This window comes from Hymenobacter cellulosilyticus (assembly GCF_022919215.1).
GTDB lineage: Bacteria > Bacteroidota > Bacteroidia > Cytophagales > Hymenobacteraceae > Hymenobacter > Hymenobacter cellulosilyticus.
On sequence record NZ_CP095046.1, the window covers coordinates 5,192,046 to 5,209,351 of the forward strand.

General features: G+C 60.1%; 10 protein-coding genes and 1 pseudogene. 8 read left to right on the forward strand and 3 right to left on the reverse strand.

All coding sequences use genetic code 11. The features are described from left to right. The first annotated feature begins 111 nt into the window (after nucleotides 1-111). A complete protein-coding gene (locus tag MUN79_RS25480; protein WP_244675306.1) occupies nucleotides 112-1,062 on the forward strand; it encodes a bifunctional helix-turn-helix transcriptional regulator/GNAT family N-acetyltransferase in 951 nt (316 codons plus the stop codon). Between the two features lie 100 nt (nucleotides 1,063-1,162). Next, nucleotides 1,163-1,879, forward strand: a complete 717-nt coding sequence (locus tag MUN79_RS25485) for a 3-ketoacyl-ACP reductase (protein WP_244675307.1) — start codon at nucleotides 1,163-1,165, stop codon at nucleotides 1,877-1,879. Between the two features lie 76 nt (nucleotides 1,880-1,955). On the opposite strand, the gene MUN79_RS25490 is transcribed toward MUN79_RS25485, so the two are convergent. Then, nucleotides 1,956-3,251, reverse strand: coding sequence for a carboxypeptidase-like regulatory domain-containing protein (locus MUN79_RS25490; protein ID WP_244675308.1), 1,296 nt, complete (start codon nucleotides 3,249-3,251; stop codon nucleotides 1,956-1,958). 208 nt (nucleotides 3,252-3,459) lie between these two features. On the opposite strand from MUN79_RS25490, the gene MUN79_RS25495 reads away from it, so the two are divergent. Beyond that, a complete protein-coding gene (locus MUN79_RS25495; protein WP_244675309.1) occupies nucleotides 3,460-4,470 on the forward strand; it encodes an alkaline phosphatase D family protein in 1,011 nt (336 codons plus the stop codon). Nucleotides 4,471-4,895: 425 nt separating this feature from the next. Here the strand turns inward: MUN79_RS25495 and MUN79_RS25500 are convergent, their stop codons facing one another. Further along, on the reverse strand, nucleotides 4,896-6,611 hold the full coding sequence (locus MUN79_RS25500; RefSeq protein WP_244675310.1) for a cellulase family glycosylhydrolase: 1,716 nt from the start codon (nucleotides 6,609-6,611) through the stop codon (nucleotides 4,896-4,898). Nucleotides 6,612-7,220: 609 nt separating this feature from the next. Between MUN79_RS25500 and MUN79_RS25505 the strand changes: the two genes are divergently transcribed. The 4 genes from MUN79_RS25505 (at nucleotide 7,221) to MUN79_RS25520 (ending at nucleotide 13,203) form a co-directional block, all read left to right on the forward strand. Then, nucleotides 7,221-10,517 carry a serine hydrolase domain-containing protein gene (locus MUN79_RS25505; RefSeq protein ID WP_244675311.1) on the forward strand — a complete coding sequence of 1,099 codons (3,297 nt, stop codon included), beginning with the start codon at nucleotides 7,221-7,223 and terminating at the stop codon, nucleotides 10,515-10,517. Between the two features lie 96 nt (nucleotides 10,518-10,613). Beyond that, entirely contained in the window at nucleotides 10,614-11,144 is a 531-nt protein-coding gene (locus MUN79_RS25510) for a hypothetical protein (protein WP_244675312.1), read from the forward strand. A gap of 2 nt (nucleotides 11,145-11,146) precedes the next feature. Next, on the forward strand, nucleotides 11,147-11,329 hold the full coding sequence (locus tag MUN79_RS25515) for a hypothetical protein (protein WP_244675313.1): 183 nt from the start codon (nucleotides 11,147-11,149) through the stop codon (nucleotides 11,327-11,329). Nucleotides 11,330-11,571: 242 nt separating this feature from the next. Beyond that, nucleotides 11,572-13,203 carry a 3-(methylthio)propionyl-CoA ligase gene (locus tag MUN79_RS25520; protein ID WP_244675314.1) on the forward strand — a complete coding sequence of 544 codons (1,632 nt, stop codon included), beginning with the start codon at nucleotides 11,572-11,574 and terminating at the stop codon, nucleotides 13,201-13,203. A 73-nt stretch (nucleotides 13,204-13,276) separates the two neighbouring features. On the opposite strand, the pseudogene MUN79_RS32100 reads toward MUN79_RS25520, so the two are convergent. Continuing rightward, nucleotides 13,277-13,629, reverse strand: a pseudogene (locus MUN79_RS32100) (DUF2059 domain-containing protein). Between the two features lie 550 nt (nucleotides 13,630-14,179). Between MUN79_RS32100 and MUN79_RS25530 the strand changes: the two are divergent. Next, nucleotides 14,180-17,290 carry a PAS domain S-box protein gene (locus tag MUN79_RS25530; RefSeq protein WP_244675316.1) on the forward strand — a complete coding sequence of 1,037 codons (3,111 nt, stop codon included), beginning with the start codon at nucleotides 14,180-14,182 and terminating at the stop codon, nucleotides 17,288-17,290. Nucleotides 17,291-17,306 lie beyond the last annotated feature (16 nt).

Consider the following 17,306-nt stretch of genomic DNA (forward strand, 5'->3'; position numbering starts at 1 on the left):
CTTTGCCACCGCGGCCTTTTCCTTCCTGCGCTGTATCAGGCAGCAAGCTGGCTTGTCAAGTTTCTTCTTTCAATACTTGTAAGTACTTACACAAACCCTTACACTTGCAGCATGGATTTCTTCGAGCAACTTGGCCCGGCAGCTCTCGGTAGCCGCCTGCGCCGCCTTAATGAGCAAATGACCAGCCAGGCCGCGGCCGTATACGCGCTGTATCACGTTCCTTTCGAGCCGCGCTGGTTTCCCGTTTTCTACACGGTGGCCTCCCAGCCCGAGCTGCACGTTGGGGAAATTGCTGAGCGCATCGGCCATACCCACGCCGCAGTTAGCCAGGTGCTTAAAGAGCTGGCGAAGCACGATTTGGTGAGCGTGCAGCGCGGCGAGGCTGACCAGCGCCGCAGCATCGTAAGCCTCACGCCCACCGGAACCGAGCTGTGGCCGGCCCTGCAGCAGCAAGCCACCGACGTGCGTCAGGCTACCGAGGAGCTGCTGACCGAAACCCGGCACAACCTTTGGCTGGCTATTGGCGAAATGGAATACGCGTTGTCGCGCCGCAGCCTGGCCACCCGGGTGAAGGCCATCCGCGACCAGCGCATTGCCGGGCAGGTCCGCATCCTCGACTACGCTCCCGAGCACCAACCGGCTTTCAAGGGGCTCAACGCCGAGTGGATTGAGCGCTACTTCCGCCTAGAGGAAGCCGACCTCAAGGCCCTGGACCACCCCGACGAATACATTCTGCAGCGCGGCGGGCACATTCTGCTGGCCGAGTACGAAGGCCGGATCGTGGGCACCTGCGCGTTGATTAAAATGAGTGACGACACGTACGAGCTGGCCAAGATGGCCGTATCGCCGGCGGCGCAGGGCCTGGGTATCGGTCTGCGGCTGGGCGAAGCGGCGGTGGCCAAAGCCCTTATGCTGGGCGCTGGGCGGCTGTATCTGGAAAGCAATACCAAGCTGGGTCCGGCCCTGAATCTGTACCACAAGCTGGGTTTCCGCAAAACCGTGTCGGGCCCCGCCTCCCCGTATGAGCGCTGCAACATTCAGATGGAGCTGCTGCTGAAATAGGGCTGCTCCCGCCGGACGGACACTGTTTTTTGGCCGCGGCCCCAACCAGAAAGCCCGTGCTGAGTTATACAAGCCATTTACTCATCACACCCAACCCGCAATGGAAGCACTCAACGGTAAAACTGCCCTGGTAACGGGCGCCGGAAAAGGAATTGGACGCGCCGTAGCCCTGGCCTTGGCCCAGGAAGGCGTACAGGTGGCGTTATTGGCCCGCTCGGAAGAGCAGCTGCGCGCTGTAGCCCAGGAAATCGAGGCGCAGGGCGGCCGGGCCCTGGTCGTGGTGGCCGACGTGGCCGACCGGGCCGCCGTGGAAGCCGCCGTAGCCCAGGCCCTGGCCGACTTAGGCACCATCGACATTCTGATTAACAACGCCGGCATCGGCACCTTCGCCAAGCTGGTAGATATGGAGCCGGCCGAGTGGGAGCATATTATTCAGGTGAACCTGCTGGGCACGTACTATACCACCCGGGCCGTGCTGCCCCAGATGATAGCGCGAGAAACGGGCGACATTATCAACATTGCTTCCACGGCCGGGCAGCGCGGTGCCGCTACCACCAGCGCCTACAGCGCCTCGAAGTTTGCCATCCTGGGCCTAACCGAGTCGCTGATGCAGGAAGTGCGTAAGCAGAACATCCGGGTTTCGGCCCTCACGCCCAGCACCGTAGCTACCGAGCTGGCCATCAATAACAAGCTCACCGACGGCAACCCCGAGAAGGTAATGCAGCCCGAAGACCTGGCCGAGTTCATCATTTCCCAGCTCAAGCTTAACCGCCGCATCTTTATCAAGGAGGCCGGCATGTGGAGCACCAACCCCTAGGTTAGCCTACTGCTCACCTAACAAAAAAGCCCCGGAGCGACTTCCGGGCTTTTTTGCTTGAAACCGTTGACCGGTGCTACTTGATGATGCGGCCGTCGTTGCTGATGCGTACGTCGGGCTTGGCCTCTGCTTTGGGTACCATGGTTCCGAAAGCGCCTTTCTTTTCGAACGACTGAATTACTTCGTCTTCGACCGGGGTGCGCTTTACCACCGGGTTGTTGGCCCAGAATTCGGGGTCGTACTTAATGCTCTTGATGGCGGCCAGGTCCCGGTCGTCCACGCTCACGCGGGCGTAGGGAATCGAGGTAGGCGTGGTGTTGGTGTCGTAGAAGAAGGTGAATGACGACACGGTAAGCGGGGTGACGGGCTTGCCGGGTGAGGTCAAATCGGCGGCCAGGTTCACCTTCATGTATTCCAGCGGCGCTACGGCATCCTCCGTGTTCTGAAACGACATTTCGATGTCGAGCTTGGTGTTGCTGAACTTCTGGTTGGCGTTGGAAGTAGTGGCCGTGAAGTTAGGCGTGCTCATGCGGTAGCGCACCACTTTGTAGCTATCCACGTCAATCCAGATAGTGCCCTGGGCCTTGTATTTGGTTAGCTCGGGGCGGGTTTCGAAGTCGATTTCGGCAATACCACCCTTGGTCGAGTCGGGGCCGGCCACTACGCCTTTGAGCTCCAGCAGGTAGTTTTTCACCACGTTGGGGCTGAGCAGGGCCAGCGACTTGGTGGTATCGGCCTTGGCGTCGAAGAGGCCGTAGGACTTGGTGTACAGGGAAAAGTTGCTGAAGCTGGTCAGGCTGGCTTTGGCGGCGTAGCGGCCCTGGGCAATGGCCGTGCCCTCGATGCGGGCCGTGGTCGACTTCACGTTCCAGACCACTTCCTGCAGTTCGGTGGGCTCCCCGGCAATGCGGGTCGTCTGGCGGTAGAAAGCTTTGCCGTAGAACTTGCGGTTGTAGTTGCGCTGCAGCTGGCGGAAGGCCCGGTCGACGAGGCGGAAGGCGTAGCTGCCTACTTTCACCTCGGGCAGCGTGATGGTAGCCGGGGCCAGCGCTACCCGAACGGGCTCGGCGGCCGAGGTTACGCGCAGCGTGTCGCGCACGTGGCCCAGCTCGGTGATGAGCAGGGTGATGGGCAGCTTGGTAACCCGCAGCGTAAACTCGCCCTCGGTGTTGGTGGTGGTACCCATCGTGGTACCGGGCACCGATACGCTGGCAAACGGCAGGGGCTGATTGGACTCCTTATCCAGCACAACGCCCCGCAGCTGCTGGGCCTGGGTAAACTGGGCCAGGAGCAGCCCGAGCAGCACTAAAAGAAACGTGGGCCGGAACCGGCGGGGCCGGGCAGCGGCGGAAACGAGAGCAACAGAAGTCATCAGAACGGCGAAAAAAGGTACGTGAGGCAGGCGCCCCGGCCTTGGTAACGACCAAGCCAACGGCGGGCGTATGCGGCCTTGCAAAAGTAGGACCGCTTCGGCTTACGACAGGGAAAGTTTTGCCGGATAGTTCCCTTGACCGGACTTGACTGCTGGACTTAACACATTGTTCACACCGCCGCCGGCCGACAAACGGCATCTTTGCGCCATGAAACACCTGCTGTATTTGTTGCTCGCGCTGACCTTCCTGCCTGGCTCCCCGGCCCGGGCGCAGCAGTCCAAAGTGCTGACCGTGGCCTTTGGCTCCTGCAACCGGGTGGAGCTGCCGCAGCCGCTTTGGCCCGCTATTGGCCGCGAAAAACCCGACGTGTGGGTATGGCTGGGCGACAATATCTACGGCGACACCAACGACATGCAGGCTCTGCAAGCCAAGTACATTGCCCAGCTCAACCAGCCCGGCTACCGGCAGTTCCGCCAGCAGGTGCCTAATATTATCGGCACCTGGGACGACCACGACTACGGCCGCAACGATGCCGGCAAGGAGTACCCGTTTAAGCAGCAGAGCCAGCAGTTGGCCCTCGATTTTCTGCAGGAGCCGAGGGAAAGTGCCCGCCGAAAGCAGCAGGGCTTGTATGCGGCCTACACTTACCGCCTCGGCAAGAAAAAAGTGAAAGTCATTCTGCTCGACAACCGCTATTTCCTGGATCCGCTGGAGCGCGGCTTTGCGCGCAATTACCTGCCTAGCCCCACCGGCGACATTCTGGGGGCGGACCAGTGGCAGTGGCTCAAGCAGCAGCTCACCGGCTCCGACGCCGACGTGCACATCATCGGCAGCGGCATCCAGTTTCTGGCCCAGGAGCATCCTTATGAGAAGTGGGCCAACTTTCCGGCCGCTCGCCAACGCCTGCTGAGCCTGCTGGTATCGAGCCGGGCCAAGGGGGTAATCCTGCTCAGCGGCGACCGGCACATCGGGGAGATGTCGAAGATAACCCTGGCCGGCCGGGCTCAGCCCATCTACGAAATTACGGCCAGCGGCCTGACCCACTCGGCCACCCAAAACGCGGGGGAGCCCAACCAGTACCGGGTAGGCCCCTTGGTAAATCAGAAGCACTACGGGGTGCTGCGCTTCCGGCAGCAGGGCAAAAAGCTGCTGGTCACGGCAGCCCTGAAAGGCGAGGACGACCAGGAATTCTATAGCCAGGAAATCGAGGTCAACTAGCGGCGGGGACGCGGGGTCAGACCCAATTTCTCACCGCCGGTCAAACGTTGTGACTATACCGCGGAGCGTTGCGTCCGTACCGCGGACGACCGGGGCTACACCGCGGAGCATTAAATCTGTACCGCGGACGACCGGGACCACACCGCGAACCACTACGGCTACACCGCGGAGCATCGAGACTACACCGCGGACGACCGGGGCCAGGCCGCGGACGGATGAGGCCACACCGCGGATCGTTGGGGCTACACCGCGGACGAGTGGGACCACGCATCGGGATTTTGGTAACTATAGGTCGGGGTTTTGGTGACCAGGCATCGGGGTTTCATCTATTTCCTTTTCCGGGCCTGCGTGTTGTAGGGCGACTATAAAACTTAAAAAGCCTGCCGGAACACTTCCGGCAGGCTTTTTTTAGGTACTGGTACCGCTTACTCCTTTACAAACCGGTGGGTTTCGACCTGCCCGTTGCTGACAATGCGGACCAGGTACACGCCCGGCTTCAGGCTTTCCACCGGGAGCTGCAGCTGCTGGCCAGCTGCGGCGCCCGACACCCGACGCTGACTTACTTCGTGGCCTTGCCCGTCGAGAATAGCTACCTGCACCGAGCCCGAGGACGCGGGCAGGGCTACGGTAAGCTGCTTCTGGGCCGGGTTGGGGTACAGCATTTCGGTGGCGGCCGCCTGCCGGGCGCTGGTGGTTACTTTCGCGAAGCTCCACCAGTTAAGGTTAAAGCCCCCGGCCGGTACGCCAATGGCAATATCCTGCCGGCCTGCGGGCAGCGTAACCGTGTGCGAAACCGTAGTCCAGGTTTGCCAGCCACCGGTGGCCGGCACGTTTACCGTACCGCGTTGCGTGGTACCGGCGTTCTGCTCCAGGCTGATGCGCCCCCCGCCGCTGGCGCTGGCCACGCGGTACTGAATGAGGTAGTCGCCGGCCGTGGGAATGTCCACGGTGTAGGCCATCCAGTCGCCGGGGTCCAGCCAGCCCACGTTCAGCCCGCCGCCAGTGTCGGTAGTCGTTTCGGTTTGCACGCCGGCCATGGCGTTGTAGCTTTCGGCCTGCACGATGGTGCCGCTGGTAGTTGGCGGCGGGGTTACGACTCCGCCTCCCCCACCGCCGCTGGTGGTGCCGTTCCAGTTCTGGATGTAGCCTTTCACCAGGGCCCCCGACTGTGTCAGGTAGCTATCCGACCAGGCCGCGGTGGAACTGGTGCCGGGCTTCAGGGCCGAGGCGGTTTCGGCCTTGTCGTTGAAGGCCCAGTTGGCGTGACTGATGCTGTTTTGCTTTAGGAAATTCATCCATTCCTGGGTGGAGGCCGCATCCACGTAGCCATTGCCCGAGGCTTCGGTGGTACCGTATTCGGTCACGAACACTGCCACTCCCCGATTCAGGGCCGCCTGGGTTTTGTCGCGCAGACTCTGCTTGTGAGAGGCCGCGTAGAAGTGCAGGGTGTAGGCAATATTGGAGTAGCGCGTAATGGGACTGGCTGCCGCCACGTCCACGTCCTGCGACCAGGTGGGCGTGCCCACGATAATCAGGTTGTCGGGGTCAATGGCGCGGATGGCGCCGGCTACGGCCTCGGCATACGGCTTGATAACGCCCGTCCACGACACCTGCAGCGGCTCGTTATACACTTCGTAGATAACGTTGGGCGTATTGCCGTAGGTGCGGGCCATGTCCTGAAAAAAAGCAATGGCCTGGCTCTGGTAGCTTTCGGCGTGGTGCGAGTGCCAGTCGATGATGACGTACAAGCCCTGAGCCAGGGCTGCATCTACCACGGTTTTCACTTTCTGGCGGTTACCGGCCGGGTTGCTGATGTAGCCGCCCGCGTCCTCGACGCCCATGGCCACGCGCACCACCTTGGCGTTCCAGTTGTTTTTAAGCCAGCTGACGGTGTTGGCCGTGTAGTACTTCTCGCCGCCCCAGCCGTCGTTGCTCCAGAACAGGCTGTTGCCGGCCAGGCTCACGGGCTGGTTATTCTTGTCGACAATCTTGCTGCCGACTACTTTCAGCTGGCCGTACTGCTGCACCGCCGTTTGCGTTTGGGCCATAGCACTCAGGCTGCCGGTAGTAGCCAGGCCCAGCAGCAGGCATTTCACCCACGCGTGGCGCGGGCGGGTGGGGTTGGTTTTCAGGGTTTTCATGGGAAGTGGTGAAAGAATAGAGTGAATAGAAAGCGGGTTGCGGCAATAGGTGGGCTGCTTCTGGCAAGCGGCAACAAAAACCAGATTCGGCCGACAACTTCGGCGGTAGTGGATAGGACATAGCACAGCCAGGTCGACAACCCGGAGGGGTTGCCTGCAGGCAATAGTTGCAATAGGTAGTCAGTGGGGCGGCATGCTGCCGCGGGGTGGCAATAGAGCAGGGCCGCCAACTGGTGTAAATCGGGGCACGGGGCGTTGCAACGGGAAGCAACGAAGGCTACTAGAAAGGGCAGAGCAACAGGAAGCTAGCCGGTCAATCAGTTAAAAAGGCTAATTGCCTTTCCAGAATCCTGTTCCTTCTAAATGTACGGTGCCAATCGAAAAAAGGCTACTTAAATTGCGTCTATAGACGCAATAATAAAATACTTTCTGTCAGGTATTTAAAAAGGCATATTCGGGCTGCGTTCTGGAAACCAGGGTATTGTTAACCCCGGGCCCAGCTAGCGGCAGCTCCGTAGCCGGCGGGCAGCGGCGGTGGGCGGTGCTACCCGGCAAGTGGTAAGTTGCGCTTTCCCGTAAATTCGCCGTTCCACTAGTTCTGCGCCTATTTTGACTTGTCTCCGCTTCTTTCCGCTTTTTTGGCTGCTCCTGACCTTACTTCATGCTCCGGATACCGCCGCGCAAAGCCGCAAAAAATCTTCCGCTACCAAGAAAACCTCCCGTACGACAGCCAAGCGCGGCAAACTAAGCGCGGCAGCCCGGCGGCGACAGGAAATCCTCGACTACCGCGAAGCGCAGGCGGCCGCCGCCAAGGCTAAAGCCCGGAAGACGGCCGCGGCCCAGCCAACTCCGGCGACCATACCGGCTAAAACGGTTGCCGGCAAAGCCGCTGCCCCGGTTAAAGCGCGCGGGGCGCAGCCGGTGCCCTTCGCGGCTCAGCTTAGCTCCTCGCGCTGGGTTGATTCGGTGATGAAGACGCTCACGCCCGACCAGCGCGTGGCTCAGCTGTTTATGGTGGCGGCCTACTCCAACCGCAAGCGGATTGACGAGGATTCGGTTTCGGCCTTGATTCAGCAGTACGGCATCGGCGGACTCATCTTTTTCCAGGGCGGGCCGGTGCGGCAGAGCAAGCTGCTGAACCGCTACCAAAGCCAGAGCAAAGTCCCCCTGCTGGTGGCCATGGACGCCGAATGGGGCGCGGGCATGCGCCTGGACAGCATCGTGCGGTTTCCCTATCAGATGAGCATGGGCGGCATCCGCGACAATCAGCTGCTCTACGACATGGGCAAGGAAGTGGCTGGCCAGTTTAAGCGCCTGGGCATGCACGTCAACTTTGCCCCGGTGGTGGATGTGAACAACAACGCGGCCAACCCCGTCATCGGCTTCCGCAGCTGGGGCGAGCAGCGCGAAAACGTGACCGAGAAAAGCTACCTGTATATGCGCGGCATGCAGGACGCGGGCGTGCTGGCCGTGGCCAAGCACTTCCCCGGCCACGGCGACACCGACACCGATTCCCACCTGGCCCTGCCCCTGGTGCGCGTTGACCGCCGCCGGCTCGATACTCTGGAGCTTTTCCCGTTCCACAGCCTGATGCGGCGGGGCCTGGGCGGCATCATGATTGCCCACCTCAACATCCCGGCCCTCGACTCCACGGGCATGCCCAGCACTTTGTCTAAGCCCATAGTGACGGGCATGGTTAAGCAGCAGCTGGGCTTTCAGGGCGTGATATTTACGGATGCCATGAACATGAAGGGCGTCATCAATAAGTACCCGCCCGGCGAGGCCGACTTGCGCGCCTTGCTGGCCGGCAACGACATTCTGGAGTTCTCTAAGAACATTCCCCTGGCCCTAAAAATGGTGCGGGCGGCCATCAACGCCGGGCAGCTCAAGCAGGAAGATATTGATGCCCGCTGCCGCAAAGTACTGGCCCTGAAGCAGTGGGCTGGCCTCGACAAGTACCGCCCCATCGAGCTGCGTACCCTCTACCAGGACCTCAACCCGGTGCATGCCCAGGCCCTGAGCCAGAAGCTTTCCAGCCTGAGCGTAACGGTGCTGCGCAACCAAAAAAACTTCCTGCCCCTGCAGCGCCTCGACACCCTGCGCTTGGCCACGCTCACCATCGGCACCAAGGACACCACCGACTTCCAGCGCCTCACGGCCGACTACGCTACCGTGGACCACTACTGGCTGTCGGCCACGGCTACCCTGGACGAGATGACCCAGATGCGGACCACCCTGCAGCACTACAACACTCTGCTGGTGGGCGTCAATAATCTGGGCCGCCTGCCGGCTACCAACTTCGGCGTGACGCCCGAAACCAACCTGATGCTGCGCGAACTGACCAGCGCCAAGCAGCGCGTCATCGTCAGCGTGTTTGGCAACGCCTACGCCGTGGCCAAAATTCGGGACCTGGACCGGGCTGACGCCGTGCTGCTAGCCTACCAGGAAAGCCGCAACGCCCAGGAAATAACGGCCCAGGTGATTTTCGGCGGCATCGGGGCCAGCGGTAAGCTGCCGGTAACGGTGACCGACAAGTACGTGCGCGGCTACGGCCTGACCACCAAGGGCGGGCAGCGCCTGCGCTACGGCTTCCCCGAGGACGCGGGCATGAGCAATACCCTCGAAGCCCGCGTCGACTCCATCGTAAACAAGGCTATGGCCGCCCGCGCCATGCCTGGTTGCGAGGTGCTCATTGCCCGCCAGGGTACGGTGGTCTTGCGCAAAAGCTACGGCACCTTCAGCTTTGCCGATGCTCCCGCCCAGGCCGGCAAGCCCAGCCGCCCGGTGCGCAACACGGACCTCTACGACCTGGCTTCTTTGACCAAAGCCACGGCCGCCATTCCGGCCCTGCTCAAGCTCCAGGAACAGGGTAAGTTCAGCCCCGACCAAACCCTGGGCTTCTACTTCCCCGAATTTAAGGGCACCAACAAGCAGGATCTGAAGCTGCGCGACGTGCTGGCCCACCAGGCCCGCCTGAAAGCCTGGATTTCGTTCTGGCAGGGCTACACCCAGCCTAAAGGATTCTTCGCCGGGCTGTTTGCCGGCTTCCGCAAACCCGACCCGAACAAGAAACCGGCTCCCGATGCCCGGCTCAGCCGCCGCTTTTTCCGCCCCGACTCCTCGGCCCGCTTCCCGTTGCAGGTAGCGACCAAGCTCTGGGGTCGCAAGGATTTGCCCGAGCAACTGGTAAAGCAAATTGGCGAGTCGCCTCTGAATGACAAGCCCGGCTACGTGTACAGTGACCTGTCGTTTTACCTCTACCCGTTGCTGGTCAAGCGCATCACCGGCCAGCCCTTCGACCAGTTTCTGCAGCAGCAAGTGTATGGCCCGCTGGGCGCTACTACCCTGGGCTTCAACCCTACCCGCCGCTTCCCGCGCAGCCGCGTGGCCCCCACCGAGTACGACTCCGTATTCCGCCGCCAGCAGCTCCACGGCACCGTACACGATGAAGGCGGGGCCCTGATGGGCGGCCTTTCCGGTCATGCCGGCCTGTTTGGCAACGCCAACGACGTAGCCAAGCTGGCCCAGGCCTACGCCTGGAAAGGGCAGTACGGCGGCCAGCAGATCCTGAAGCCCGAAATACTGGCCGAGTACACCCGCTGCCAGTTCTGCGACCAGGGCAACCGCCGCGGCCTGGGCTTCGACCGCCAAGCCGCCCAGCCCGCCGGCAACACCGCCCACGACGCTTCCGCCAGCAGCTTCGGCCACTCGGGCTTCACCGGCACCTTCTTCTGGGTCGACCCTGAGCAAGAGTTGGTGTACGTCTTTCTTTCCAACCGCGTAAATCCGACCCGGCGCAACAACAAGCTCGGCGAGCTGAACGTGCGCACTGATATTCTGCAGGTGGCCCTGGAAAGTATTCGTAAGACGCAAAAGCAGCAAGTGGAGACGACAGTGGAGGAGTAAGCACCAAAACCAAGACCTATGCAACCTTTGGCACGGGTTGCGGATCCTACCCAGGCTTATTGTCGGTTCTTTGCCTATTTTTTAACTAATCCTTTTATGATGCGTCTTCCTACCCTGCTACCTATCGCTGGCTTGGCGGCCTTCCTGCTTACTGCCTGCTCCCGCGAGTCGGAGCCGGACCCGGAGTATAGAATGTCGGCCGACCAGCTAGCCTGGCAGCCCTACCGCATCGGCGATGTGCTGCGCTTCGGCCACGCCAAGGATGGCAAGGTGCGCACCTACCGCATCACGGAGGTAAACGAGGAGATGGTGGAGTATAGTCTCGGGCTGTTTACCAAAAAGAGGGACCGGAAACAGCAGTTTAACGTGCTGGCCGAGCGCACCGACTCTATCCAGTTCGACTACATCACCAAATCTAGCACCGTGGGCGGCACCCTGGTTACCACCATCACCGATTCAATCCGGCACCAGATTCGTTTGCTTAGGATAGGCTTGTACCCGGCAGGATCAAGTAATTCACCTTCTCTGGCGGCTACCTACTTCTGGGCTGGCATCCAATATATTTCTCCTTTCCCCTACAAGAAATCATATTTGGCGCTCCTAAGGACTATGCCTACCTGGACCTGACTGTGGTCCTCAACCTGACGCTTGGCCCCCGTACCTACCCCGAAGTGCTGAAATCCCGCTCTACGGATGAAAACAGCCGCTCAACACGCCGCGCTAAAGTAGTCCGTACGCTCTATTTGGCGAAAAACGAGGGGATAGTCGGCTTCGAGGAAGATGGCACCGGGCTTTGGTACAAGCTCCCATAACCGCCCTATCTCCCAGTGTCATTGCGAGGCGCTAGCCGAAGCAATCCGTCCGCTGCGCAGGTAGTCACGCTCTTTACCTAGTAAGCCCTTTATTCCAGCCGGAGTAAAGGGCTTTTCACTTCCGTTTACTCCGCACATTTCAGAGGACGGATGGCCGCGCTTTGCTCGCCATGACACGGAAAGCATCAGCACATTCTCCATATTAGCACATCCGCACATTAACCCTACCCCACCCCAACACTATGCACGGATTAATGATGAACGAGCCCCTGCGCATTGCAGGGCTCTTGCAGCACGCCGCCAAATGGCACGCCGACACTGAAATCGTGACGCGCCTGACCGAGGGCGGCATCCACCGCTACACCTACCACGCCGCCCACCAGCGGGCCAAACAGCTGGCCAATGCCCTAACCGAGCTGGGCGTGCAGAACGGGGACCGAATCGGGACGCTGGCCTGGAACAACCACCGCCACTTCGAGTTGTACTACGGCGTGTCGGGCATCGGGGCGGTGTGTCATACCATCAACCCCCGCCTGTTTGCCGAGCAGCTCATCTACATCATCAACCACGCCGCCGACCGGTTTATCTTCTTCGACCTGACCTTTCTGCCTTTGGTAGAAAAGCTGGCTCCGCACTGCCCGAAGGTGGAAGGCTGGGTGCTGCTGACCGACCGCGCCCACATGCCCGAGGCCAGCGCCCTGCCCGATATCCGCTGCTACGAAGACCTACTGGCCGCCCACCGCACCGAGTTTGAGTGGCCCACTTTCGATGAGAACACCGCCTCCTCGCTTTGCTACACCTCCGGTACCACCGACCAGCCCAAGGGCGTGCTTTACTCCCACCGCTCCACCGTGCTGCACAGCTACGCCGCCGGCCTGCCCGACTGCTTCAACTGCTCGGCCCGCGATGTGATTCTGCCCGTAGTGCCCATGTTCCACGTCAACGCCTGGGGCATCCCGTACCTGGCGCCCATGATAGGCTGCAAGCTGGTGCTGCCCGGCCCCGGCCTCGACGCGGCCAGCTTGTTTGAGTTGTTCGAAAACGAAGGCGTAACGTTCTCAGCCGGCGTGCCGACCATCTGGCTTGGCCTGCTCACCTTTATGCGGGAGAAAAAGGCCCGCTTCCGCACCCTTACCAAGATGATAGTGGGCGGGGCCTCCTGCCCGCCAGCCCTGCTCAAGGCCTTCGACGAGGAGTTGGGCGTCAGCATCCGCCACGCCTGGGGCATGAGCGAAACTTCCCCGCTGGGCACCGTCAATACACCCAAAAGCAACCAGCTCCAACTCAGCCCCGACGAGCAGTTTGCCATCAGCACCAAGCAGGGCCGCAGCATTTTCGGCATCGACATGAAAATCGTGGACGACGAGGGCCGGGAGCTGCCCCACGACGGCACAGCCTTCGGCGACCTGCTCGTGCGCGGGCCCTTTGTGGCCGGCGGCTACTACGAGTCCGATAACCGCGCGCAGTTTACCCCCGACGGCTGGTTCCGCACCGGCGACGTGGCCACCATTGATGCCGACGGCTTTATGAACATCACCGACCGCTCGAAGGACGTCATCAAGTCGGGTGGGGAGTGGATCAGCTCGATTGATCTGGAGAACCTGGCCGTGGCCCACCCCGGCGTGGCCGAAGCGGCCGTCATCGGCCTGCCCCACCCGAAGTGGAGCGAAAGGCCCCTGCTGGTGGTGGTGCGGAAGCCCGAAGCCCAGGTCAGCAAAGAAGAGCTGCTCGACTTCTTCGAGGGGAAAGTGGCCCACTGGTGGAAGCCGGACGCCGTAGAATTTGTGGACCAGCTGCCCCACACCGCCACCGGCAAGCTGCTCAAAACCAAGCTCCGCCAGGACTTCGCCGGCTACGAATTTCCCGCAGTGTAAATACCACAAACCATAACGGCCGGCGCTCCGCATAAGCAGGGCGCCGGCCGTTATGGTTTGTGACAGGAAGCCGTTACTTCTGCTCCAGGCTTTTCATCTTGGCTTCCAGGGTCCGCTGCAGCTCGGGCAGGTTTTCCTGCACCCGGCGCTGCCCCAGCTCCATGCCGGCCTGCATCAGGAAGCCTTGCTTCGACACAAACTTCTGCCCGGTGGGGTGGCGTAGAACTTGGTCATTTCCTGCAGCTCCTTTTCGCTGAACTCAGCGGCATACAGGCTGATCATTTCGTCTTTCAGCGACGACCAGCTCATGTACTTGGTCATGAAAGCCCGCATTTCCGGCTCCATAGGCGCTATTTCCGGACGCTGCTGAATCTGCATGGTCATCACCCGGTCGATGGCCGTCACCAGGGTTTTCTCGACCTGCATAGTGCTCAGCAGTGCCTCGGCGGCTTTGCGCTGGGCCGGCGTGCTAGTAGCCGTTGGCGAAGGTGTAGTGGTTTGGGCCTGCACGGCCGGGGCGGTCAGCAGTAAGGCTGCTACGGCCAGGGGAAACAAGATACGCACGGTAAATAAAGTAAGCAGGATTGACAGACGGCCCGTTGAGGCGGCCCCGTTCCAAATGAAAAAAGCGAGTTGGCGCTTATAACCCACCCCAGGGCGGCACAGCGAATAAATCGGGTAAAGCAACCAGGTGCTTTAAGCGGGTGCAAGATACTGCTTGAGTTGCTATTAAGCCGGAAGTTTTCTTTCCTGCGGCACCTGCTTCATCGTGCTGGCAACAGCCACTCAGCTAATATAAATTTTCTTGCCTGCAGAATGAGTACCTTACATGGTTCTCAAACTTCTACAAAGAAAGTAGCCGCTCGTAGTTTGCACTAAACTACGACACACCACGCTTTTTCCGGACGACCCAGTTCTCTTTTTTGCCAGCGGGCAATTGCAAGAATGCTGCTGCTGAGACTGTAAGACCAGAACTATGAAGGAAAGCGAAAAGAAGTACCGCCGGTTGATTGAAGCCAGCCAGGATTTATTGGTTACGGTCAACCTGCAGGGCACCATCATGGATACCAACGAGGCGGCCGTCAAGATTACAGGTATCGGCCGCGACACGCTAGTAGGCTCCGATTTCCTTTCTTATTTCACGGAGCCCGAGCTGGTGCGGGGAGTGTACGCGGAGGTAGTAGCCGGCGGGGCCGTTTCCAACGTGCCCTTTACCCTGCTGCACACCAACGGCACGCTGACGGAGGTGCTCTTCGACGGTTCGATGTACAAGGACGACCAGGGCGAGCTGCTGGGAGCGGTAATCGTGATGCGGGAAATTGCCGAGAAAAACTGGGCTACCGAATTAAGTATTGCCAACAAAGAACTGGCCTTTCAGCACCACGAGAAGGAAAAGCGGGCCGACGAACTCAGCATTGCCAATATTGAGCTGGCCTTTCAAAATGATGAGAAGGAAAAGCGGGCCGATGAGCTGAGCATCGCCAACGAGGAGCTGGCGTTCCAGAATGATGAGAAAGAAAAGCGGGCGGCTGAGCTCAGCATTGCGAACAAGGAACTGGCCTTTCAGAACGACGAGAAAGAAAAACGGGCGCAGGAACTGAGCATTGCCAATGAGGAGCTGGCGTTCCAGAACGACGAAAAGGAAAAGCGGGCCCAGGAATTGAGCATTGCCAACACCGAGCTGGCGTTTCAGAACGATGAAAAGGAGAAAAGAGCCCAGGAGCTAAGTATTGCCAACAAAGAACTGGCGTTTCAGAACGATGAGAAGGAGAAGCGGGCTGCCGAGCTCAGCATTGCCAATGAGGAGCTGGCCTTTCAGAACAACGAGAAAGAGAAACGGGCCCAGGAGCTTAGTGTAGCCAACGAGGAGTTAGCGTTTCAGAACGACGAGAAGGAAAAGCGGGCTGCCGAGCTCAGCATTGCCAATATTGAGCTGGCTTTCCAGAATGATGAGAAGGAAAAGCGGGCCGCCGAGCTCGTGCTGGCCAACAAAGAGCTGGCCTTCCAGAACGATGAGAAAGTAAAGCGGGCCGCCGAGCTGCGCGTGGCTAACTACGCCCGCGGCCTGATCGAGGCCAGCCGCGACCCGCTGGTGACCATTAGTCCGGAAGGCAAAATAACGGACATGAACCTGGCCACGGTCAACATCACCGGCATGGACCGGGAGCAGCTCATCGGCTCCGACTTCTTCGTGTACTTCACCGACCCGCAAATGGCCCGGGAAGTGTACCAGGAGGTGTTTGCCAAAGGCACCGTGGCCGATTCACCCCTGACGCTGCGCCACAAGGACGGCAAGCTGACTGACGTCCTCTTCAACGGCTCAGTGTACAAAAACGACCAGGGCACGGTGCTCGGCGTTGTGATTGTGGCCCGGGACGTAACCGACCAGAAGCGCATTGCCACCGAGCTGACCGAGGCCAAAATAGCGGCTGAGCGGGCCACCGTACTGGCCGAGGAAGCCCAGGCCAAGGCCGAAACCGCCACGGCCATTGCCGAAACGGCCGTGAAAGCCAAGCAGCAGTTTCTGAGCAACATGAGCCACGAAATCCGCACGCCGATGAACGCCATTATCGGCTTCACGAAGGTGGTGCTCAAAACCGAGCTGACCGACAAGCAGAAGGAATACCTGACGGCCATCAAGCTCAGCGGCGACACGCTGATTGTGCTCATCAACGACATTCTGGACCTGGCCAAGGTGGACGCGGGCAAGATGACCTTCGAGAAGGTGCCCTTCAAGCTTTCGGCTTCCGTGACGGCCATGGTGCACCTGTTCGAAACCAAGATTCAGGAGAAAAACCTGGCTCTGGTGATGGACTACGACTCCCGGATTCCGGAGGTGTTGGTCGGTGACCCGGTGCGCCTGCACCAGGTGATTCTGAACCTGGTGAGCAACGCCGTCAAGTTTACCAGTGAGGGCCAGATAACCGTGGGCGTGCGGATGCTGGTGCAGGATGCAGAGAAGGTCATCCTGGAGTTTGCCGTCACCGACACTGGCATCGGCATCGAGGAGTCCAAGCTGGGCACCGTCTTCGACGATTTTCAGCAGGCCACCAGCGGCACGAGCCGGCTCTACGGCGGCACAGGCTTGGGCTTGGCCATTGTCAAGAACCTGGTGGAGCCCCAGGGCGGCACCATCAACGTGAAAAGCAAGGTGGGCGCGGGCTCCACGTTCAGCTTTATTCTGAGCTTCGACAAAACCCACGAAAAAGCCGAAGCCGAGCTGGCGCCCGACATTGAGCTGGAAGCTGGTTTCAAGGACGTGCGGATTCTGGTCGTGGAAGATATTGCCCTGAACCAGCTGCTGATGAAAACCTTACTGGAGGACTTCGGCTTTGAAATGGAAGTGGCCGGCAACGGAAAAATAGCCGTGGAGAAGCTGCGCAAAACCAGCTTCGACGTGGTGCTGATGGACTTGCAGATGCCGGAAATGAACGGCTTCGAAGCCACCGAGTACATCCGTAACCAATTGAACCTGAAGGTGCCCATCATTGCACTCACGGCCGACGTGACGACGGTAGACGTGGAGAAGTGCAAGGCCGTGGGCATGAACGACTACATCTCCAAGCCCATCGACGACAAGCTGCTCTACAGCAAGATTATAAAGTACCTGCAGAACTCCGACCACGACAAGACAGCGGACATGCTCACCCGGGAAGATCTGCAAACCCAGGCGCTGACCTATGTCAACTTCGACTACCTCAAGCGCATTACCAAGAGCGACGCGCGCATGGCCGAAATGATCCGGCTCTATTTGCAGGAGATTCCGCAGCTGGTCCAGACCATGAAAAAGGCCATCGACGAGAAGCAGTGGATTGCCCTGAAAATGGCGACGCACTCCATCATTCCCACCTTTGCCACCATGGGCATGAACCCGGAGTTTGAGGACAAGGCTAAAGCCATTCAGGCCCTGGCCGTCAATCTGATACCGACCGACGTGGGCGACGGGGCCAGTGAAGAAACCATGACGACGCTTAATTCCCTGTATGCCAAGATAGAAACCGTGTGCGTGCTAGCTGCTCAGGAGCTGGAGGAAAAGCTTATCACCCTGGCCCAAACCCTGCCCAAGGCTCCGGCCCCAACGGCGTAGACAGCTCCGGGCCGGG

Bases quoted from the DNA above. Each gene is read 5' to 3' on its own strand.
- MUN79_RS25480 (WP_244675306.1), top strand. From the start codon at position 112: ATGGATTTCTTCGAGCAACTTGGCCCGGCAGCTCTCGGTAGCCGCCTG.
- MUN79_RS25485 (WP_244675307.1), top strand. From the start codon at position 1,163: ATGGAAGCACTCAACGGTAAAACTGCCCTGGTAACGGGCGCCGGAAAA.
- MUN79_RS25490 (WP_244675308.1), bottom strand. From the start codon at position 3,251: ATGACTTCTGTTGCTCTCGTTTCCGCCGCTGCCCGGCCCCGCCGGTTC.
- MUN79_RS25495 (WP_244675309.1), top strand. From the start codon at position 3,460: ATGAAACACCTGCTGTATTTGTTGCTCGCGCTGACCTTCCTGCCTGGC.
- MUN79_RS25500 (WP_244675310.1), bottom strand. From the start codon at position 6,611: ATGAAAACCCTGAAAACCAACCCCACCCGCCCGCGCCACGCGTGGGTG.
- MUN79_RS25510 (WP_244675312.1), top strand. From the start codon at position 10,614: ATGATGCGTCTTCCTACCCTGCTACCTATCGCTGGCTTGGCGGCCTTC.
- MUN79_RS25520 (WP_244675314.1), top strand. From the start codon at position 11,572: ATGCACGGATTAATGATGAACGAGCCCCTGCGCATTGCAGGGCTCTTG.
- MUN79_RS25530 (WP_244675316.1), top strand. From the start codon at position 14,180: ATGAAGGAAAGCGAAAAGAAGTACCGCCGGTTGATTGAAGCCAGCCAG.